Genomic DNA, 20036 nt, shown 5'->3' with positions numbered 1-20036 from the left:
GGCCTAGACCTCCAGCAGCGCGCGGCGGCCGAGCGGCCGGGCGAAGAGTTCGGCGAGGTCGCCCGCCTGCTCGTAGCCCTGGACGGGCGTGAACAGCAGTTCGATCGACCACTTGGTCGCGAGCCCTTCCGCCTCCAGCGGATTGGCGAGGCCGAGGCCGCAGACCGTCAGGTCGGGCCGCGCGGCGCGGCAGCGGTCGAGCTGGTCGTCGAGGCTCTGACCTTCCGTGACGCGGGTGCCCTCGGGCAGAAGCTCGATTTCGGCGGCGAGATGCGCGCGGTGCAGGTAGGGCGTGCCCACCTCCACGAGGTCCGCGCCGAGTTCTCGCGCCAGGAAGCGCGACAGCGGCACTTCGAGCTGCGAATCGGGGAAGAAGAACACCCTCTTGCCCCCGAGCTTTTCGCGGTAGGGCGTCAGCGCCGTTTCTGCCCGTGCCCGTCCGGCGGCGGTGGCGGTCTCGAAAGCCGCCTGGGAGACGCCGAAGGCCTCCGCCGCGGCTGCGAGCCAACCCGTCGTGCCCTCGGCTCCCAGCGGGAACGGGGCGGCGAGGCGCTTGGCACCGCGCTCATCCAGCGCCCGCGCCGTGCCGGTGAGGAAGGGCTGAGCGAGGAGATAGCGGGTGTTGCGCCCCACGGCGGGCATCGCCGCCGCGTTCCGCGCGGGCAGGAATCGCACGTCGGCGATCCCCATGGCGGCGAAGAGGCGGTGGAACTGGTCCTCCACGACGTCGGCCAGGGCGCCGACCACGAGGAGCGAGGGCGCCGCGTCGGCGCGATCCGCCGGGAGATCCGGCACCAGGGCGGCGAGGCAGGCATCCTCGCCTTCGGTGAAGGTGGTTTCGATGCCCGAGCCCGAATAGTTCAGCACCCGCACCGAGCCGAGTTTGGCCGACAGGCGCTGCGCCGCGCGACTTAGGTCAAGCTTGATCACCTCCGAAGGGCAGGAGCCCACGAGGAACAGCAGCTTGATATCCGGCCGCCGTTCCACCAGCCGGGAGACGACGCGGTCCAACTCGTCATTGCAATCGGCGAGGCCCGCCAGATCGCGCTCGTCGATGATGGCGGTGGCGAATCGGGGTTCGGCGAAGATCATCACGCCCGCCGCCGACTGGATGAGGTGGGCGCAGGTGCGCGAGCCGACCACCAGGAAGAACGCGTCGCGGATCTTCCGGTGCAGCCAGACGATGCCGGTGAGACCGCAGAATACAGCGCGCTGGCCGTCCTCGCGATGGAGATCGATGGCGCCGCAGCCGGTGGAATGCGTGATCGGAGCGTTCATGACAGCGCCCCCGCCGGTTGCATCCGCTGGGGGGCGCCCTGGAGACGCGCGGCGCGCAGCTTCAGGACGAACTGCCCGGCGTTGATGACGTAGGTGGCGTAGGCCGCGAGCGCGAGGAACAGCAGGCCCCGCTCTCCGAGGGCACCCGTGGTGAGCGCGGCGAGATACGCCGTGTGGAGGGCCAGCACGAGCATGCTGACCATGTCCTCCCAATAGAAGGCCGGGGCGAACAGGTAACGCCCGAACACGTCCTTCTCCCAGATGGAGCCGGTGATCATGATGGCGTAGAGCGCCAGGGTCTTGATCACGACCGACGCTTGGGCCGCCGCCGCTCCCTCGCCGGTCGCCAGGGTGCGCAGGACGAGCCAGAGGCTCACGAGGAAGATCGCGAACTGGACCGGGGCGAGCACGCCCTGCACCAGCGTCCAGCGGGAGGCGTCCCGCCTCGACCGCTCCTCTGCCGTGTAGAGCGGTGATGCCGGCCGGTTTCTGCGACCGAGGTCCTGCCGACCCATGGGTTCGCCCTCGCCTGCCAATCCGGTCCGTCTGTCCGTCCCGGTTGCCTGCGAACCTATCTGGCCCCTTAGAAGTGTCAATCCCGCTTGACGGTTTGCTCCGGTGACACTTTTAGGCGAGGAGTCTGTTTTGACGATTGCCAAAGGGCATTTCCAGCGTACCCTATGTTGGTTCCAAGCCGTCGGCGGGGGTGAGCTGCTGACCGGCCCCATTTAGCCGTTCAGCGGCTGGGCTTGTGCCGAAGCATGTCAGATTCGCGAAAATGACGATGCGACCATAGCGAGGTGGGCCGTCAGAGCCCGCGATGCCGGGAGGGTTGCCGATGGACGATCTGGGGCTCCTCTGTGACGACGGCCATCTGGGCCTGCTTCTGGACCGCGAACGGGCCGAGGAGGATCGCGACGTCCTCGCGTGGCTCGTCGAGGCCGAGATCCTTCCCCGGCTCATGCTGGCCCATCGTTCCGCTCGCTCGACGCTCGCCGCGCCGCTGAACGATCCCGACGCCCTGGCGGCGCTTCTCCTGAACCCGGAGCCCTTCGATCTCGACGGGGCCGTGGATTCGCTACTCCTCTCCGGGCTCCCGCTGGATCGCCTGCTCCTCGACCTGCTGGCACCTTCGGCCCGGCGGCTAGGCAGCATGTGGGAGGAGGATACCTGCGATTTCCTGGCGGTGACGGAGGGACTCGGCCGCCTTCAGGCTCTGACTCGCCGCCTCTGCGCAGGCATGGAGCGGTCGGCACGCCCGACGGGCCGTTCCGTTCTTCTCATGCCCTGCCCCGGCGAGACTCATATCTATGGGCTGTCGATCCTCGCGAGCTTCTTTCGCGAATCGGGGTGGGAGGTGACCAATCTGGGTCACTCCGCTGCCGATCCCGCCGAACTGCTCGGCGAGGGCTGGTACGACATCATCGGGCTGTCGCTCTCCTGCGATGTCTGTGCGCCCGCCCTGCAGGCGCTGATTCCAGCCTTGCGCCGGGCCTCACGGAATCCGTCTCTCTTCGTTCTGGTGGGTGGCCCGTATTTTGCGCGAACCGGAGCCGATCCGGCCGCCTTCGGGGCCGACGCCTACGCGCCCGATGCGTGGTCTGCCCCCCGTCTTGCGGAAGCGGCGCTGGACAGACAGACGTTGACTTGCTGATAGGTAGACAGTTCGACGCACTGCGACACAAATCCGTGACTCCTCGACCACGCCCTGCCGAGCCCGTCCTGAACGAGGCCCTGCCCAAGGTTGCCGCACTCCTCGGAGGAAATGCGGCGGGCCTCGCGGTGACGGCTGCGTCCGATCTCTCGCTGATCGTCGATGCCGACGGCGTGATCCAGGGCGCCTCAGGCGCAGCGGATTTCGCTGAAGAAAAGATCGGCGGCTGGCTCGGCCGACGCCTCGTGGACACCGTCACCGTCGAGAGCCGCACCAAGGTCGATGAGCTGCTGCGCGATGCGGGCCCGGGGGAAATCACCCGGTGGCGGCAGGTGAACCATCCCTCCCCCACGGGCATCGACCTGCCGATTCGCTACACGGCGCTGCGGCCCGATGCAGATGGGCCGATTCTCGTACTTGGGCGCGACATGCGCACCGTCGCGGCACTTCAGCGGCGCCTCGCGGATACGCAGCAGACCCTGGAGCGCGATTACGATCGCCTTCGTGCCGCCGAAACCCGCTATCGCCTGCTGTTCCAGATCTGTGGCGAGGCGGTGCTCGTGGTCGATTCGACCACCCGCCGTGTGATCGAGGCGAACCCCGCCGCTGCACGGCTCCTCGGCCGCGCGGTACGTCGGCTCGTGGGCGTCGACGTGGTGGAATTGTTCGACCAAGCGAGCCTGCGCACGCTCGAAGCGCAGCACGGCTCCCTTCGCTCCACCGGGCAGGCGGCCGATATTCGCGCCGCCCTGCCCCAGGGCCGGGGCGAAGTGACGATCTCGGCCTCGCTGTTTCGCGGTGAAGGCGGGACCAGCGCGATCCTGCGGCTCATCCCCGAGCCGGGCATGGCCGGGACTGGACCCGGCGAATCGACCGGTACCCTGCCGACCCGCGCCCTGATCGAATCGATGCCCGAAGGCTTCGTCGTCACCGATTCGGGGCACCGGGTGCTCTGGGCGAACGCCGCCTTCCTCGAACTGGCGCAACTCGCCGCCGAGGGACAGGCGCGGGGCCGCCCGATCGAGGAATGGCTTGCCCGCGACGAGACCGAAGCGCGGACGCTCTTCGCCACCCTGCAGGATCACGGCTCAGTCCGCCGTTTCGCCAGCGTGGTGCGCGGCACCTATGGCGGGATCGAGGATGTCGAGATCGCCGCCGTGTCCCTGCCCTCGTCGCCCGCTTATATCGGCCTGTCGATCAGGGCCCTGCCGCCGCGCTCGGCGCTGAATGTCGGCACCCGCGCCGAGCCGCGTTCGGTGGAGCAGATGGCCGAACTCGTCGGCCGCGTGTCCATGAAGACCCTCGTCCGCGAGACCACGGATCTCATCGAAAAGCTGTGCATCGAGGCGGCCCTTCGGATCACCCGCGACAACCGCGCCTCGGCGGCCGAGATGCTCGGCCTTTCGCGTCAGGGTCTCTACGCCAAGATGCGCCGTTACGGTGTCGGCGACCTCAGCCCTGGCGACGAAGCTTGACCAGAGACGAATAAAATATTCGTCATCTTTTGCTGTCGGCCATCCCGTACGAATCATCGGCAACTTGACGCGGCGGGTGTCATTCTCGCTTGACACTCGGTGGGGGTGGCATAGCCTCCCGCCATGGCCGCCACGCCCGCTCCCAGTGCAGTCGTCGAGCTTCTTAAGCCGCTCACGTGGTTCGCCCCGATGTGGGCGTTCGGCTGTGGGGTGGTGTCGTCTGGCGTGCCCGCCCACGGGCAATGGCCGGTGATCGCGGCGGGCATCATTCTCGCCGGTCCCCTCGTCTGCGCGACGAGCCAGGCGGCGAACGATTGGTTCGACCGGCATGTCGATGCGATCAACGAGCCGAACCGTCCGATCCCTTCAGGGCGGATCCCCGGTCGCTGGGGCCTCTACCTCGCGCTGGGCTGGACGCTCCTGTCCCTCGCCGTCGCGGCGGCTCTGGGGCCGTGGATCCTCGGCGCGGCCCTGTTCGGCTTGGTGCTGGCGTGGCTCTATTCGGCGCCGCCGCTCCGCCTGAAGGGCAACGGCTGGTGGGGCAACTCGGCGGTCGCGATCTGCTACGAGGGCCTGCCCTGGTTCACGGGCGCTGCGGTGATGGCCACCGCCATGCCCGACTGGCGTGTGATCGTGATCGCCCTGCTCTATTCAATCGGCGCCCACGGCATCATGACACTCAACGACTTCAAGTCGGTGGAGGGCGATATCGCCACCGGTGTGCGCTCCCTGCCGGTGCAACTCGGCCCGGCCAACGCGGCGCGCTTCGCCTGCCTTGTCATGGCCCTGCCGCAGGTGGTGGTGATCGCGCTGCTCGCAGCCTGGGGGCGGCCCTGGCATGCCTGCCTCGTCGGCGCCCTCCTCGCCGGGCAGGCGGTTCTGATGGTCCGCTTCCTCGACGATCCGCGCGGACGAGCCGCGTGGTACAACGGCACGGGAACGACCCTCTACGTGCTCGGCATGCTCGCGGCGGCCTTCGCCCTGCGTCCCCTGGTGGGGGACCTCTGATGGAGAGCGGTCCCGCCCATTTCTCCTGGCCCTCGATTCTGCGACTCGGTCTCGTGCAGACGGCACTCGGCGGGGTCGTCGTGCTGATGACCTCGACCCTGAACCGGGTGATGGTCGTGGAGCTTGCTCTGCCCGCCCTCGTGCCGGGGCTGCTGGTCGCCATCCACTACGCCGTGCAGGTGCTGCGCCCGCGCTGGGGCTACGGCTCCGACCGGACCGGGCGGCGCACGCCCTGGATCGTCGGCGGCATGGCGGCGCTCTGCCTCGGCGGATTCGGCGCCGCCTGCGGCACCGCCCTGGCTCAGACCCATCTCGCGGCCGGGCTCGCTCTGGCTGCGGTGTCTTTCCTGCTCGTCGGCCTCGGCGTCGGCGCGGCGGGCACCTCGCTCCTCGTCCTGCTCGCGGGAGGCGTCGCACCGGCCCGGCGCGGGGCGGCGGCGACCCTCGTCTGGGTGATGATGATCGTCGGTTTCGCGGTGACGGCGCCGCTGGCGGGCCATTTCCTCGAACCGTTCACCGTGATGCGCCTCGTGGCCGTGTCGGGGACGGTCTCCCTCGTCGCCTTCTGCGTGGCCGCCCTTGCCGTGACCGGCGTGGAAAAGGGGCTTCCGGCCCCGCGCCCCGAAGCGCCGGAGGCCAAGCCGCCCTTCGGCCAGGTGCTGCGCAAGGTGCTGGCCGATCCGGTGGCCCGGCACTTCACCGTTTTCGTCTTCGTCTCCATGCTCGCCTACAGCGCGCAGGAACTCATCCTCGAACCCTATGCCGGCCTCGTCTTCGCCATGGGGCCGGGGGCGACGACGAAGCTCGCCGGACTCCAGCACGGCGGCGTGCTGGCGGGCATGCTCTTCGTTGCGGCGGTGACCTTGCTCGCCAAGGGTACGGCACTGGCCTCCCTGCGCCTCTGGATCGCCATCGGTTGCGGCGCCTCAGCGCTGGCTTTGTTCGCCATCGCGGCGGGCGGCCCGTCCGGCCCGGACTTCCCCTTACGCAGCGCGGTCTTCGCCCTTGGCGTCGCCAACGGCATGTACGCGGTCGCCGCCATCGGCTCGATGATGGCGCTCGCCGGAAGTGGCGGCGAGCGCGAGCGCGGCACCCGCATGGGCGTCTGGGGCGCGGCCCAAGGCGTTGCCTTCGGCGGCGGCGGCGTGCTCGGCGCCTTCGCGGTCGATGCCATGCGACTCGTCGTGGCCGATCCGGTCCATGCCTATGCCACGGTCTTCGTGGCCGAGGGCGTCCTGTTCCTCGTGGCCGTCGCCTTCGCCCTGCGCGTCGCGGTGGCGCCCGCCCCCTCCTTCCCGCTCAATCCGGCATTCGAGGCGAGGTAGGCCATGACCCAGCATCACCATGCGGGAGAGACCTTCGACGTTGTCGTCGTCGGCGGTGGGCCATCGGGGGCGACGGCGGCCTGCGATCTCGCCGGCGCCGGGCGCAGCGTGTTGCTGCTCGACAAGCCCGGCCGCATCAAACCCTGCGGTGGGGCCATCCCGCCCCGGTTGATCCGCGACTTCGCGATCCCCGACCATCTCCTCGTCGCCCGGATCCGCGCCGCCCGCATGATCGCGCCGAGCGGCAAGGAGGTCGATATGCCAGTCGGCGAAGGCTTCGTCGGCATGGTTGATCGCAAGGATTTCGATCCGTGGCTGCGTGAGCGCGCCGCTGCCGCAGGTGCCGACCTGCGTGAGGCCGCTTTCGACCGGATCTCCCGCCCCGATGACGGGCCGCCGCTCGTCCATTTCACCACCGGAAAGGGCGAGACGCTGGAGCGCCATGCCGTGCGCGCCAGGCTGGTGATCGGCGCCGACGGTGCGACCTCCCCGGTCGGCCGGGCCGAGGTGCCGGGCCACGACAAGATGCGGCAGGTCTTCGCCTATCACGAGATCGTCCGCGTGCCGCAGCCCGGGGAGGCGGGCGCGGCGGCGATCGGCCCGACCCGCTGCGACGTGTATTACCAAGGTCGCCACTCGCCCGATTTCTATTCGTGGATCTTCCCCCACGGCGACACCGCGAGCATCGGTACCGGTAGCGCCCGCAAGGGCTTCTCGCTCCGTTCCTCGATCCGCGCGCTGCGCGAGGCGTCGGGCCTTGCCGGCGCCGAGACGATCCGGCGGGAGGGTGCGCCGCTTCCGCTGAAGCCCCTCAAGCGGTGGGACAATGGCCGCGATGTGCTCCTCGCCGGAGATGCGGCGGGTGTCGTCGCTCCGGCCTCGGGCGAAGGCATCTACTATGCGATGCTCGGTGGGCGCCTTGCCGCCGAGGCCGCCGAAGCCTTTCTCTCAACCGGCCATGCGAAGGCGCTGGGCCTCGCCCGCCGCCGTTTCATGAAGCAGCATGGGCGGGTCTTCCTGATCCTCGGGATCATGCAGTGGGTCTGGTATCGCAGCGATGCCCTGCGCGAGCGGTTCGTCTCGATCTGCCGTGACAAGGACGTGCAGCAGCTCACCTGGGATTCCTACATGAACAAGGAATTGGTCCGGGCGAAGCCAGCGGCGCATGTCCGCATCTTCTTCAAGGATCTCGCCCACCTGTTCCGCTGGGTATCCCCGTGACGGCCCTCGCGCAGGCGGATTGGGGGACGGCCCTTGTCGCCGCCGCCTGCGCCGTGCTGGTGGCCGTTGCGGGCGGCGTCGCGACACGCACCGACGCGTGGTACCGGCGCCTTCACGTCCCCGCTTGGAAGCCGCCGGATTGGGCCTTCGGGCCGATCTGGGCCACGATCTTCGCGCTGACGGCGAGTTCCGGCGTGCTCGCCTGGAGCGGGTCGGCCGCGGCCCGTCCGCTCATCGTCACGGTTTTCGCCGTCAACGGCGTGCTTAACATTCTCTGGAGCGTGCTGTTCTTCCGGTTGCGCCGCCCGGATTGGGCGCTGGTCGAGGTAGTCTTGCTCTGGCTTTCGATCGTTGCGCTGATCCTCACGGTCGGGCGGGTAAGCACCGTGGCCGCTTTGTTGAACATTCCCTACCTCGCCTGGGTCGGCGTTGCGGCCTGTCTCAACTTGCGCATCGTGCAGTTGAACCCGCGCCGGGGCCTCGTGTGATGGACGGGCTCTTCGCCTCCGGCCGCATCGTCGATCTGATCCTGGTCGGCGTCGCGGTCGAGGCGGTGCTGCTGCTGGTTTTGTGTCGCGGCGCGGGGCGATTCGCGCCCTTCGGCGCCACCATCGCGGCCGGTGCTGCTCTGATGCTCGCCCTGCGCGCCGCGCTCACCGGTTCTGCCTGGCCGGTCGTGGCGGGCTGGATGCTGGTGGGCCTCATCGCGCACGTGGCCGACCTCGTTTTGCGCCGGAAGACGCTTCGGCCTGTGACCCTGCGGAACGATGCAACGGTTGGAGACGCTTGGCCGCAGGGCCCGGTTTAGCGGGGCAGGAACAACAGTTCTCAAGGCGCATTTATGCGCGACAAGTCTTTTGAACCCTTCTCATCAACCTGCCCCGGAGACGCCGGCCATGCAGCGCAGATTCGTCCTTGCGTCCGGCCTGCTCGCCGGCACCATCCTGACCTCTCCGGTTCTGGCACAGAATAGCCAGGACCCCGTGGAGCGAGGCAAATACCTCGTAACGATGGGCGATTGCGCGGCTTGCCATACGGCACCGGGGGGCAAGTACCTCGCCGGTAATTATGCGCTGAATATGCCCTTCGGCGTCATCATGACCCCGAACTTGACCCCCGATAAGGAAACGGGCCTCGGCAACTGGAATTACGACGACTTCGATAAGGCTTTCCGGCACGGCTACAGCAAGAATGTCGGCTACCTGTATCCGGCTTTCCCCTTCGCGTGGTTCACCAAGACGACGGACGAGGACACCAAGGCCATCTGGGCTTATCTCCAGTCGATCCCGGCGGTGAACGAGAAGCGGCAGGAGAGCCAGATTCCGTTCCCGTTCAACGTGCGAACTGCGCTCGTCACATGGCGGACCGCCTTCTTCACGGAAGAACGCTTCAAGCCGGATCCGAACGCCAGCGCCGAGGTGAATCGCGGCGGCTACCTCGTGGAGAGCCTCGGCCATTGCGCCATGTGCCACAACGAGAACAAGCTGGTCGGCAATTCGAGCTTCGCCGGTCGCTTCGGCGGCGGCGTCATCGACGGGTGGTACGCCCCGAACATTACCCCCGATGGCCATCAGGGCATCGGTGCCTGGACCGACGAACAAGTCGTGACCTACCTGAAGACCGGCACCGCTCCGGGCGACCGCCCCGGCGTTGCGGCGGGCCCGATGCGCCAAACCATCATGGAATCCCTCTCCAAGGTGAAGGAAGAGGATCTTAAGGCGATGGTCGCCTACCTTCGCACCATCCCCGCTAAGCAGACCTACAAGGCGAAGGATCTCGCGGCCTTCGACACCAAGGATGCGCCTGGCGCCTCCACCTACCTGACCTATTGCTCGTCCTGTCACCAGCCTGACGGCAAGGGCATCGAGGGCGCCGTCCCGGCGTTGGCGGGCAACACGTCCGTGCAATCGAAGGGGCCGGAGACGGTGCTGCGGGTCATCTATGGCGGGCTCGCGGCCCAGAGCGGCCTCGCCCCGATGGTGGCGATCGGCCAGCAGATGACCGACGTCGAAGTGAAGAACGTCACGGACTACATCCGCAATTCATGGGGTAATTCGGCCCCGGTTCTGACGGGGAGTGAGGCCTCCGATGCGCGGGCGGCGACCAAGACCATGCTCTCGGGCACGGCGCCCTGCGCCGAGATCGAGCAGGACAAGCTCAAATCCGCGTTCGACAAGCTCAACATCGCGGACAGCCTGAAGGGTCTGAAGCAGCAGGACTTCGTGCCGACGCTCGCCCGCCTCACCCCGCAGATCAAGGCCGAGCAGACCGGCGTCAGTGACGACGATATCGTCAACGGCCTCACCACGGCCTTCTGCAAGGTCGGCCGCGACGACCCCCAATACGGCAACCCGAGCTGGCCTGCGGTGATCGGCACCTTCTCCAACATAGCCTACAGCCAAGTGAAGAACCCGGAGAAGCAGGCGGCCAACGTGCCGAGCGCCACCACGCCGCCGAAGTAAAAGCGCTTTTCGGCAGGGTGCGGGTCTGGATTCCGGGCTCTCGCCTTTTGCGAGCCCTGGAATGACGGAGGTTGTAACTCCACCGTCTTTCCGGGGCCGCGCAGCGGAACCCGGAAACCAGAGCCTCCACGATCGCCGCTGTCCTTATAGTCCGGTCCAGCCTGCGTGCGTCCCATAAAGGTCGGACCAATCGGGATTGAACTCCTCGATCAATCGAACCTTCCAATCGCGACGCCACTTCTTGAGCGACTTCTCGCGATCGATGGCATCGATTGCCCTATCGTAGGTTTCGTACCAAACGAGGCGAGTGACGCCGTAACGGGATGTGAAGCCGGGCGTGACGCCCATCCTGTGTTCGTGGACGCGTCGCGCGAGATCGTTGGTCACGCCGATATAGAGCGTCCCATGCCTGCCGCTCGCGAGCATATTAACATCGTGGGGCACCGTTGCAGCGATTCACTCCGCGGGAACGGATAAGGCCGCGCCTTGTTACCGCGCCGATCCTTCCATCCCCGCCTCTGGAGGCAGCATGTCCAGCCTGATCCGAATTCTGCTCGCCATCTTCATCCCGCCCATCGCCGTGGTCGTCACGACGGGCTTCGGGCTTCAGTTCCTGCTGAACATCGTGCTCTGGATCCTCGGGTGGATCCCCGGCACGGTTCACGCCCTTTGGCTGATGAACCGCGACCGGCCGCTGGTCTGACCCGTCAGGGCTTGGCGTCCGCCTTCGCAATCGTGTGGCGCGAGGCGGACTTAGCCGGCTCGGGCTTCTTCGCCTCGGTCGCGTGAGTGGGGTGATGCTCCTTGCCCGCCGGGCCGGGCTTGGCGGCCGAGGCCTTGGCAACCAACGGCTTGCTGGCCGCGGACTTAGTGTCTGCGGGCTTATTCGCCGGGCTTTCCAGCTTGGCCGCCGCGACCTTGACCGGCTCCACCGTGGCCGCATCCGTCGCGGGCGTGACCGGGGCGACCTTCTCCTTGGAGAAGATGTTGCCGAGAAGCTTTTGATAGCCTTCGGACTCGCCGTCGGCATCCGCCACCGCGATCCGGGCCGGCTTGTCCGGCGCGGCGGGTGGCGTCTCGGGCGCTGCGGCCATCAGCGTCGTCGGCGCGGAATGGGCCGGAGCCTTCCCCTTGGCCGTGGTCCTCTCGCCTGCCTTCGGCGTGGTCGAGGCGGTCGTCGTCGGCGATTGCGGCGCGGCGGCGAGCATCACCGGACGGCCCTTCGCGTCGATCTCGACCTCCTCGGGCGCTGCCGCGAGGCTTTCGGGACGGCTCACCTCCCCGAGGGTGTGGCGGCCGTATTCCTTCACGTCGTAGGGGAGCACCTGCTCGGTGCCGCCGAGGCTCGCGAAGGCGGTCGGGTTGTTCTGCGGGCGGAAAACCGGGTTCTGGCTTCCATCCTGATAGACGACGCGCACGGCGGGCGTGCCCTTGGCGACGAGTTCCGCGATCTCCTGCTGGTCCTGCGCACGCTTCTCGGCCACCAGCGGGTCGACCTTCGGCGCGCAGGACCCGGCCGCGACATCGGAGCCGCCGAAGACGTAGCGGGTGCCGCAGGCGCCGACCTTCGGCTCCTCGCGCAGGGCCTCGAAATAATCGGACCCTTCCTTGAGGTTGCGCCAGAACGGAGCGTTCGGATCGTTGCGAAACTTGGCCATGTTCTTGGCTGTCATCCGGAACGGATAGGACTGGAACTGGAAGCTGCGCTGGCCGCCGATAAAGGCTTCGCGGGCGATGGCATAGATCTCGGCGATCGACGCGTCGGTCATGGCGAAGCAGCCCGCCGAGGAGCACGTACCGTGCACCATCAGATAGCGGCCCGAACGGCCATTCGCGCGATCGACCGCGTTCGGGAAGCCGGTATCGAACGAGAGGTAATAGGACGAGTTCGGGTTCATTAAGCCCGGGGTGATCGTGTAGAACCCCTCCGGCGTCTGCCGGTCGCCCTCGCGGGTCTTGGGGCCGAGCTCGACCGGACCAGCGGCAGATCGGGTAGGTTTTGAGCAGGGCGTAGCGCCCGTCATTGCCCTTCTTCCACACCTCCATCTCCGCTTCCTTCTTGTAGGCGCGGATCAGGATCGGGTCGGATTGCTGCATTCCCTTGGTCTGCATCAGAGCCAGGGTCTGCGGGGCAAGGGGTGCGATGCTGCGGGCGGTGGGACCGTTGATCCCGCTGCCATCCTGGCAGGCGCCGAGCAGAAGGGCGGTCAAGGCAGCGGCCGCCAGCATCCTCGCAGTCGCGGGACGCGCCGTCATGGGGAACCTCGTCCTCGAACTCTCGCCCGGAGGCCGTTGGTATCGGCCGGTTTCGGGCGTCACTCCCCAACCGTCTATCGTCGTTAAGCTTTCGGCTTCGTTACCGCAATGGCCCGGATGCAACACCGGGCCATCGACGGAGGGGGTGGTCCACCGGTTTCCCTCAGCAGGGAGTGAGGAGTGTGACAGGCCGCACATGGCGCAGGGCCAGCAGCATCAGCAGCCCGGCCCCGGCCAGGGCGGCGCCCGCGAGGGACACTGCCGGAAGGCCGAGCCCGGCATCGATGACACCGCCGCCCACGGCAGCGCCGATCGCGTTCCCGAGGTTGAACGCCCCGATATTCATCGCCGAAGCGAGGTTGGGGGCCTCGCTCGCCTGCTCCATCACCCGCATCTGAAGAGGGGCGACGCTGGCGAAGCTCGCGACACCCCAGAGGAACATCAGCACCGCTGCCGTGACCTGCCCCTGCATGCCCCAGGCAAACAGGACGAGGATGACGCTCTGCGCGGCGAGCGATCCCGCGAGCGTGCCGTCCACCGTCCGATCCGCGAAGCGCCCGCCCAGCCAGTTGCCCAGGGTGAGCCCGGTCCCGAACAGGATCAGCATTCCCGTGACAAACGACGACGTGGCGCCGGTCTCTGTCCGCAGAATCGGGACGATGTAAGTGAATACGGTGAACATTGCGCTGAACCCGATCATGGTCAGCGCCAGGGCCGCGAGGACCTGAAAACGAGCCAGCACCCGCAATTCGGCCCATAGGTCGGAGGCGTCTTCGGTCTCCAGTGGCGGAAGGGCGAAGCGCAGGGACAGCATGGCGACGGCGCCGACCGCCGCGATGCCCCAGAAGGCGGCACGCCAGCCCAGGACCTCGCCGATCCAGGCCGCGAGGGGTACGCCCCCGATCGTCGCGATGGCGAGCCCCGAGAACATGGCAGCCACCGCCGCCGCGCGCTTATCGGGGGGCACGACGCTGGCGGCGACAACGGCGCCCACCCCGAAGAAGGCGCCGTGATTGAGCGATGTGACCAAGCGGGCCACGACCAACATACCGTAGCTGTCGGCCAGGGCGGCCATGAGATTGCCGAGGGTGAAGATGCCCATCAGGCCGACCAGCAAGCGACGGCGGGGCATCCGCGCTGTCGCGAGGGTCATGAGCGGCGCCCCGATCAGGACGCCGATGGCGTAGGCGCTGACCACCAACCCTGCCGCAGGGATGGACACGTGCAGATCCCCCGCGATGAGCGGCAGCATTCCCATCGGCGTGAACTCCGTCACACCGATGCCGAAAGCACCGACCGCCAAGGCCAGAAGGGGTGGGTTGATCGCCATGATATCCGTCTCCGCTCGTTCCGCTGAAGCACGTGGCGGAATCGCTTCCAGCGCGGTAGTCCCGCTCGCGGATCAGGATTTGTGCTGGGGCGTCACGAATGCTGCAGGATCGGATCGGCCGGACGGGCGAGATGGCCGTCTTCGTCGCCGTCGTGGAAGCGGGCAGTCTGTCGGGCGCTGCCCGTACCCTCGACCTGACACCCTCGGCGGTCAGCCGGATCGTCGCCCGGATCGAGTCGCGCCTCGGCGTGCGCCTGCTAGTGCGGACTACCCGCACCTTGCGTCCGACGGCGGAGGGCGAGACCTATGGACGGGCTGCCCGCCGCATCCTGGCCGATCTCGACGAGACGGAGCGCGCCCTCGCCGACCGGGGCTGCCCGAGCGGCCGGGTGCGGGTCAGCGCGGCGACTGCTCACGGCCGGCTGGTGATCGTGCCGCTGCTGGCCGAGTTCGTCACGCGCCATCCCCGCATCGTCGCCGAGATCGACCTGAGCGACGAACTTGCGGACGTGCTGGGCGGACGCGCCGACGTGGCGATCCGCTTCGGGCCGCTGGCCGACAGCCCCCTCACCGCCCGCCGTCTCGGCGAGACCGGACGGACGGTGGTAGCGGCGCCAGCCTATCTCGAACGGATGGGCACGCCGCGCCGACCTGCCGATCTCACCGCCCACAATTGCCTGGATTTCAGCTTCCGGCGCAGCGAACCCGGCTGGCCGTTTCGCGAAGACGGGCGGGACTTCATCCTGCCGGTGAGCGGGAACGTCGCCGCCAACAATGGTGAGACGCTGGTGCAACTGGCGCTGCGCGGCGTCGGCATCACCCGCGTCGGCAACTTCCACATCGACGAGGATCTTGCCGCAGGTCGTCTCGTCCCGCTGCTGGAGCCATTCAACCCACAGGATCGCGAGGCGATTCATGCCGTGTTCGTCGGCGGCCCCGCAATGCCGGCACGGGTACGGGCGATGGTCGATTTCTTGGTCGAGGCCCTTCGCGGAGACACCGCCCCGTAAGCCGGAGCTTCGCTCAACCCAGCCGTTCGGGAACGCGCCCGGCTTCCCCCGGATGATCCCAACGAGGGCTGCGTCGTCGGCCGGGTTGGCGAGGCGCAGGCCGATGGGCTCGGTGGGGGTGTGGATCGTCAGCCAACGCAGGGTCGGCCTCAGGTCGAGGGCTTCCTCCACCGCGATCCGCTCATGCCCCGGCATGAGCTGCACGAAGGTCAGGTGGTTTTGACTGGCGCGGCGGCCGAGCAGGGCGTCGATCTCCTCCACCACCGGACGGGGTGTGTAGAGGTGGGTCATCATCCACAGGCGATTACGCGTGCCGGGCGTGTCGAGAGCCCGGCGCAGGCGGCGTACGCCCTCGGTGAGGAACGCGTAGTCGTCCTGATCGGTGGCCGGATCATGGTGGTTGAACACGCATTCCAGCCCGTGCCGCTCCCGGTACAGGCGGTGGCGGCCCTTCCAGATGTCCTCGCCCCGGCGCTCGGGCACGGGGATGCTCTCCAGCTCGACTTCGGTCGGTCAGCGCGGCGAAGTCGTCCTCAAGGCAATCCCGCACCATGCCCGGCATGGTGAAGATCCAGTCGAACGGGCCGGACCACGTACGCAGGTCGAGGGTCTTCAGGACGTGCGCCATCTGGCAGTTGCAGCCAAGGGAGATGACGTTGGCCGTTCCCGGCTCGCGCGTATCGCGGCGGCGGAGTCCGAGGCGGCCGAGAGCCTTCCTCAGCCCGGCCGCCGCCGTCACAGACGCCTGCCGATCTCGAGGAACTTGTCGGCCCGGCGGCTGCGGATCGTGGCCGCGTCAAGCCCGTCAAACATCGACAGCGATTCGCCCAGGGCCTGCCCGGCAGCCTGGATGGCGCCCTCTCGGTCGCGATGCGCGCCGCCGACTGCTTCGGGGACGATGGCGTCGATGACGCCGAGGCGCAGCAGGTCCTGCGCAGTGATCTTCATGGCGGTGGCGGCCTCGTGTGCTCGCCCGCCGTCGCGCCATAGGATCGAGGCCGCGCCCTCCGGCGAGATCACGCCGTAGATCGAGTGTTCCAGCATCAGTACCCGGTTGGCGGTGGCGAGCGCGATGGCGCCCCCGAACCGCCCTCCCCGATTACCAGCGCCACGTTCGGCACCGACAGGGCGAGGCAGGCCTCCGTTGAGCGGGCGATGGCCTCGGCCTGACCGCGCTCCTCGGCTTCGATACCCGGATAGGCGCCCGCCGTGTCGACGAAGGCGATGACCGGCAGGCCGAACCGGTCGGCGGTCTCCATCAGGCGCACGGCCTTTCGGTATCCCTCCGGACGGGCCATCCCGAAATTGTGGCGCAGGCGCGCCTCGGTAGTGGCGCCCTTCTCCTGGCCGAGCACGCAGACCGGACGGCCCTGGAACCGGCCGAAGCCCCCGACGATGGCCTCATCCTCACCGAAGGCCCGATCGCCTGCGAGCGGCGTGAATTCGGTGATGAGCCCCGCGCAATAATCCACGAAATGCGGACGCTGCGGGTGGCGGGCCACCTGCGTCTTCTGCCACGGGGTCAGGGCCGCATAGATCTCGGCGAGTGCCTGCCGGGCCTTGGCTTCCAGCCGCCCGACTTCCTCGCTGATCGACACGGCGCCGTCCTGGCTGCCGACGGCGCGCAGTTCTTCGAGCTTCGCTTCAAGCTCGGCTACCGGCTTCTCGAAATCGAGATAGGAGCGCGTCGCCGCCATGGGGTTCCGTGGTCCGGGTCGTGGATGGTTGCACGCCCGGAATGAACCCCGGCCGTTGCGGGCGCGAGGTGTTGGGGAGAAGCCAGACTCTGTCAACCGTTCCGAGTGACGGGCGGTGCTGCGTCGGCGCTCGCCGGAGGTCAGGCTGCCTGTGCCACCACCCGGTTGCGGCCGCCCGCCTTGGCCTCGTAGAGCCCCTCGTCGGCCCGGCGGAGCATGTCGCCGGGAGAGGCATCGTCGGCACAGCGCACGGCGACGCCGATCGAAACCGTCACCGGCAGATCGCGGGTGGCCCGCTGAACCGCGAAGGGCGCGGCCTGGATCCGTTCACGGATGCGTTCGGCGATGGCATGGGCTTCGGCCAGCCCGGCATCCGGCAGGACCACCACGATCTCCTCGCCGCCATAACGGGCGACGATGTCGATCGGCCGCGTGTGCTGGCGCACGCGGTCGGCGAAGGCGCGCAACACGTCGTCGCCGGCTTCGTGGCCGTAGGTGTCGTTGATCGCCTTGAAGCGATCGATGTCCAGGATGAGCGCCGCCATCGGCCGGTGGCGCATGCCCTCCTCCGAGAACAGCATGCCGAGATGGTTGTCGAGGTAGCGGCGGTTGTGGAGGCCGGTCAGCCCGTCCGTCACCGCCATCTGCATCGAGGCCTGCATTGCGCCGCGCAGGACGTCGGAGAAGCGCTTGCGCCGAACCTGGGTGCGGGCGCGGGCGAGCAACTCGTTCCGGTCCACCGGGCGCATCAGGTAATCGTGCACCCCGAAATCGAGGCCGCGCACGATGCGGGCACGGTCATGGGCCTCCGCGATCATGATGAGCGGCATGCCGCGGGTGCGGTCGAGGGAGCGGAGCTGGCTGCACAGGCGAAGGCCGTCATGCCCCGAGAGATCGAGGCTGATCAGGGCGAGGTCGAACTCGCCCTCGGCCGCCACCTGGATCGCGGTGAGTGGATCGGCTTCCACCGTGACGCGATGGTGCTGGCTCAAGGCGCCTGCCATCCGGTCGGCGGCGCCGGGCCGGTCTTCCACCAGCAGGATCTGCGCGTCGAGGCCGGTTTCCGCGGCGGCGGTGACGAGGGGATCGCCCATGCCGATGGCGCGGGAGGCCAGCGCTCTCTGGCGCAACTCGTCGGTCACCGCCTTCAGGCGCACGAGGCTACGAACCCGCGTGAACAGGGCGGTGTCGTCGACGGGCTTCGTCAGGAAGTCGTCCGCGCCCGCATCGAGCCCCTTCAGCCGGTCGGAGGGCTGGTCGAGGGCGGTGACCATCACCACCGGAATATGGGCCGTGACGGGGTTGTTCTTCAGACGGCGGCAGACCTCGAAGCCATCCATGCCCGGCATCATCACATCCAGGAGGACGAGGTCGCAGAGACCCTTTTCGCAGATTGCGATGGCATCCGGGCCGTTCATCGCCGCGAGCGTGTCGAAATATTCGAGGCCGAGCTTCGTTTCGAGCAGCTTCACATTAGGGAACAGATCATCGACGATCAGGACGCGGGCCGACATGCTACCTCGCTTGCGTCGCGCGCCACAGCCGCCCTCGGGCGCGGCTCAGGACCTCGCGTCGGGGGAGACGGCACTGCGCCGCGTCATTTGGGTTCAAGATACGAGCGAACGGTTGCCAAAAACTTCGCGACCGAGATCGGCTTGGACAAATAAGCTTCGCAGCCGCCCTCGCGGATACGCTCCTCATCGCCTTTCATGGCAAAGGCCGTGATGGCGATGATCGGAATAGACTTCAGGTCGTCGTCTTCCTTCAGCCACTTGGTCACCTCGAGCCCGGAAACCTCCGGCAGCTGGATGTCCATCAGGATGAGGTCGGGATGATGGGCGCGTGCGAGCTCGATCGCCTCGATGCCGTTGGCGGTCTTCAGAGTCGCGTAGCCGTTCGCCTCAAGGAGGTCGTTGAACAGCTTCATGTTCAGTTCGTTGTCCTCGACGATCAGCACCGTCTTCGACATGGTTGCTTGCCTCGGTCAGAGACGATCATGATTAAGGACCCATCAGCCCCATTGCGACGGTTTTAAGGGTTACATGTTGACGAAAGGCAAATCTCAACAGGGGGATGACCCCGCGGAGCATGTCGCCCTCGACGTTCTTCTGTGGATGCTTGGGGATGAAGAGCGGCTTTTTCCCTTCCTCGCGGCCACCGGCCTCGATCTGGAGGCGGTGAGGGCCGGTGCCAAGGACCCCGTGTTCCTGGCGGGTGTGCTCGATCATGTCGCGGGCGACGAGCCGGTGCTGCTGGCCTGCGCCCGCGCGCTGGAGATCAAGCCCGAGCGCATCATTGCCGCGTGGCAGCGCCTCTCGCCACGGCCGGACGACGAGTGGATGTAGCGAGGATGCGACGGCCGGAGGCCGCCGCCGTCAGGGCGTGCAGCCCTTGGCGTCCTTCGACGGCTTGTCGGCGTCGAGGTCGAGGGTTGTCATGACGCCGGCCAGGGCGAAATCGCCGTAATCCAGCTTGATCCGCCCGCTGACGCCGTTCTCGTAGAGATCGAAGCTCAGAGTGTAGATCGGCGTGCGCTCGCCCACCCCGGCCGTGTAGTAGGTGAGCTTCACCGGCCAGCGCCGCACCGCCGCGATGGGTCCGGTCTGGAGCGGCTTGTCGAGATCGGTGGTCGCCGTCGTCGCCTGACCGATGACCGCGAAGGTGTCGTAGACCTTCTGCCCATCGTCGGAGCCGTCATAGACCTTCACCGACAGGGTGCTCTGCCCGGCGCGGGCGAGTTCGACGAGCTTGCGCATATGTGCGCTCGGGAACAGCACGGTTCCTTCCGAGGTGACGGGCTTGGGCTTGCCCTTGAGCTTCACGCTCAGCCCGTCGCGGTTCTCCGTCGCCGTGCCATCGACGGGTACGGCATTGTCGCCGTTCGAGGCGGTGGTGTTGCGGAAGCGGAATTCGTGTCCGTCCCCGCTCTCGAACGTGGTGCTGCGGAGATCGGACAGGCGCGCGCCGGTCTCGCCGGAGGTCAATTCCGTAACCTGACGAGTCTGCATCGTGTAGCCGCGACAGGCATCGCCACGGAAATCGATGACGATGCGCCCGCGTGCCGATTCGACGGTACGGGTACCCGTGCTGCCGCTCAGGGAGAGATCGTAGACCGCCCGATGATTGGCGAGCACCACTGGCGCTTGCGCCTTGGGAGTCTCGGCCGGTTCCGGCCCAGTGGGGGCGGCGAGCGCGGGGCTCGCCATCACCAGCAATCCGGCAAGGAGGCGTCGAGAAGCGGCCATCGGAATCCAGTATGTCACGGCCAAGGCGACATAGATACCGGTTGGTCTAACGACAATCCCTCCGCCGCCTCTCAC

Annotated in this window: 19 protein-coding genes and 2 pseudogenes; 11 read left to right on the top strand and 10 right to left on the bottom strand. The window is 67.8% G+C overall.

Annotated elements, in window-relative coordinates:
* Positions 1-3 precede the first annotated feature (3 nt).
* Both ACFQE0_RS16535 and bchF read right to left on the bottom strand, forming a co-directional pair.
* A complete protein-coding gene (locus ACFQE0_RS16535) occupies positions 4-1278 on the bottom strand; it encodes a ferredoxin:protochlorophyllide reductase (ATP-dependent) subunit N (RefSeq protein WP_378971563.1) in 1275 nt (424 codons plus the stop codon).
* Entirely contained in the window at positions 1275-1793 is a 519-nt protein-coding gene (gene bchF / locus ACFQE0_RS16530) for a 2-vinyl bacteriochlorophyllide hydratase (RefSeq protein WP_378971561.1), read from the bottom strand. Before bchF ends, ACFQE0_RS16535 begins: the two co-directional genes overlap by 4 nt.
* Positions 1794-2116: 323 nt before the next feature.
* Between bchF and ACFQE0_RS16525 the strand changes: the two genes are divergently transcribed.
* The 8 genes from ACFQE0_RS16525 (at position 2117) to ACFQE0_RS16490 (ending at position 10423) form a co-directional block, all read left to right on the top strand.
* The gene (locus ACFQE0_RS16525) at positions 2117-2932 is read left to right on the top strand and encodes a cobalamin B12-binding domain-containing protein (RefSeq protein WP_378971558.1); all 816 of its coding nucleotides are present in this window, start codon (positions 2117-2119) and stop codon (positions 2930-2932) included.
* Positions 2933-2967: 35 nt separating this feature from the next.
* Positions 2968-4407 (top strand): transcriptional regulator PpsR, encoded by a 1440-nt coding sequence (gene ppsR / locus ACFQE0_RS16520; RefSeq protein ID WP_378971556.1) that lies wholly within the window; start codon positions 2968-2970, stop codon positions 4405-4407.
* A gap of 123 nt (positions 4408-4530) precedes the next feature.
* Complete coding sequence (gene chlG / locus ACFQE0_RS16515) at positions 4531-5415, top strand: chlorophyll synthase ChlG (RefSeq protein WP_378971554.1); 885 nt, start codon at positions 4531-4533, stop codon at positions 5413-5415.
* The gene (locus ACFQE0_RS16510; protein WP_378971551.1) at positions 5415-6740 is read left to right on the top strand and encodes a BCD family MFS transporter; all 1326 of its coding nucleotides are present in this window, start codon (positions 5415-5417) and stop codon (positions 6738-6740) included. Before chlG ends, ACFQE0_RS16510 begins: the two co-directional genes overlap by 1 nt.
* A gap of 3 nt (positions 6741-6743) precedes the next feature.
* Positions 6744-7961 (top strand): geranylgeranyl diphosphate reductase, encoded by a 1218-nt coding sequence (locus ACFQE0_RS16505; RefSeq protein ID WP_378971549.1) that lies wholly within the window; start codon positions 6744-6746, stop codon positions 7959-7961.
* Complete coding sequence (locus tag ACFQE0_RS16500; RefSeq protein WP_378971547.1) at positions 7958-8449, top strand: TspO/MBR family protein; 492 nt, start codon at positions 7958-7960, stop codon at positions 8447-8449. The genes ACFQE0_RS16505 and ACFQE0_RS16500 overlap by 4 nt, the downstream gene beginning before the upstream one ends.
* Positions 8449-8769 carry a hypothetical protein gene (locus tag ACFQE0_RS16495; protein WP_378971545.1) on the top strand — a complete coding sequence of 107 codons (321 nt, stop codon included), beginning with the start codon at positions 8449-8451 and terminating at the stop codon, positions 8767-8769. Before ACFQE0_RS16500 ends, ACFQE0_RS16495 begins: the two co-directional genes overlap by 1 nt.
* Before the next feature lie 88 nt (positions 8770-8857).
* Positions 8858-10423 carry a c-type cytochrome gene (locus ACFQE0_RS16490; protein ID WP_378971542.1) on the top strand — a complete coding sequence of 522 codons (1566 nt, stop codon included), beginning with the start codon at positions 8858-8860 and terminating at the stop codon, positions 10421-10423.
* Positions 10424-10567: 144 nt separating this feature from the next.
* On the opposite strand, the gene ACFQE0_RS16485 is transcribed toward ACFQE0_RS16490, so the two are convergent.
* Positions 10568-10849, bottom strand: a complete 282-nt coding sequence (locus ACFQE0_RS16485; RefSeq protein WP_378971540.1) for a GIY-YIG nuclease family protein — start codon at positions 10847-10849, stop codon at positions 10568-10570.
* Positions 10850-10952: 103 nt separating this feature from the next.
* On the opposite strand from ACFQE0_RS16485, the gene ACFQE0_RS16480 reads away from it, so the two are divergent.
* Entirely contained in the window at positions 10953-11126 is a 174-nt protein-coding gene (locus ACFQE0_RS16480) for a YqaE/Pmp3 family membrane protein (RefSeq protein WP_378971538.1), read from the top strand.
* 4 nt (positions 11127-11130) lie between these two features.
* Here the strand turns inward: ACFQE0_RS16480 and ACFQE0_RS16475 are convergent.
* Positions 11131-12679 (bottom strand): annotated as a pseudogene (locus ACFQE0_RS16475) (L,D-transpeptidase family protein).
* 163 nt (positions 12680-12842) lie between these two features.
* Positions 12843-14009, bottom strand: coding sequence for an MFS transporter (locus ACFQE0_RS16470; protein ID WP_378971535.1), 1167 nt, complete (start codon positions 14007-14009; stop codon positions 12843-12845).
* A 98-nt stretch (positions 14010-14107) separates the two neighbouring features.
* On the opposite strand from ACFQE0_RS16470, the gene ACFQE0_RS16465 reads away from it, so the two are divergent.
* Complete coding sequence (locus ACFQE0_RS16465; RefSeq protein WP_378971533.1) at positions 14108-15019, top strand: LysR family transcriptional regulator; 912 nt, start codon at positions 14108-14110, stop codon at positions 15017-15019.
* 391 nt (positions 15020-15410) lie between these two features.
* On the opposite strand, the gene ACFQE0_RS16460 is transcribed toward ACFQE0_RS16465, so the two are convergent.
* The 4 genes and pseudogenes from ACFQE0_RS16460 to ACFQE0_RS16445 form a co-directional block, all read right to left on the bottom strand.
* A complete protein-coding gene (locus ACFQE0_RS16460; RefSeq protein WP_378971530.1) occupies positions 15411-15758 on the bottom strand; it encodes a DUF1796 family putative cysteine peptidase in 348 nt (115 codons plus the stop codon).
* Positions 15755-16716 (bottom strand): annotated as a pseudogene (locus tag ACFQE0_RS16455) (acetyl-CoA carboxylase carboxyltransferase subunit alpha). The gene ACFQE0_RS16460 and the pseudogene ACFQE0_RS16455 overlap by 4 nt, the downstream one beginning before the upstream one ends.
* A 140-nt stretch (positions 16717-16856) precedes the next feature.
* Entirely contained in the window at positions 16857-18230 is a 1374-nt protein-coding gene (locus ACFQE0_RS16450; protein WP_378971528.1) for a PleD family two-component system response regulator, read from the bottom strand.
* 83 nt (positions 18231-18313) lie between these two features.
* A complete protein-coding gene (locus tag ACFQE0_RS16445) occupies positions 18314-18685 on the bottom strand; it encodes a response regulator (protein ID WP_378971525.1) in 372 nt (123 codons plus the stop codon).
* A 73-nt stretch (positions 18686-18758) separates the two neighbouring features.
* Here ACFQE0_RS16445 and ACFQE0_RS16440 point away from each other — a divergent pair, with 73 nt between their 5' ends.
* Positions 18759-19061 (top strand): DUF3572 domain-containing protein, encoded by a 303-nt coding sequence (locus tag ACFQE0_RS16440; protein ID WP_378971523.1) that lies wholly within the window; start codon positions 18759-18761, stop codon positions 19059-19061.
* A gap of 30 nt (positions 19062-19091) precedes the next feature.
* Here the strand turns inward: ACFQE0_RS16440 and ACFQE0_RS16435 are convergent, their stop codons facing one another.
* Positions 19092-19961 carry a cell envelope integrity EipB family protein gene (locus ACFQE0_RS16435; protein WP_378971521.1) on the bottom strand — a complete coding sequence of 290 codons (870 nt, stop codon included), beginning with the start codon at positions 19959-19961 and terminating at the stop codon, positions 19092-19094.
* Between the last annotated feature and the right edge of the window lie 75 nt (positions 19962-20036).

Origin of the sequence: Methylobacterium komagatae, from assembly GCF_042661665.1 — a bacterium.
Lineage (GTDB): Bacteria > Pseudomonadota > Alphaproteobacteria > Rhizobiales > Beijerinckiaceae > Methylobacterium > Methylobacterium komagatae.
The sequence above is the reverse complement of the archived record's forward strand: the minus strand, read 5'-3'. Positions and strand labels throughout refer to the sequence as shown.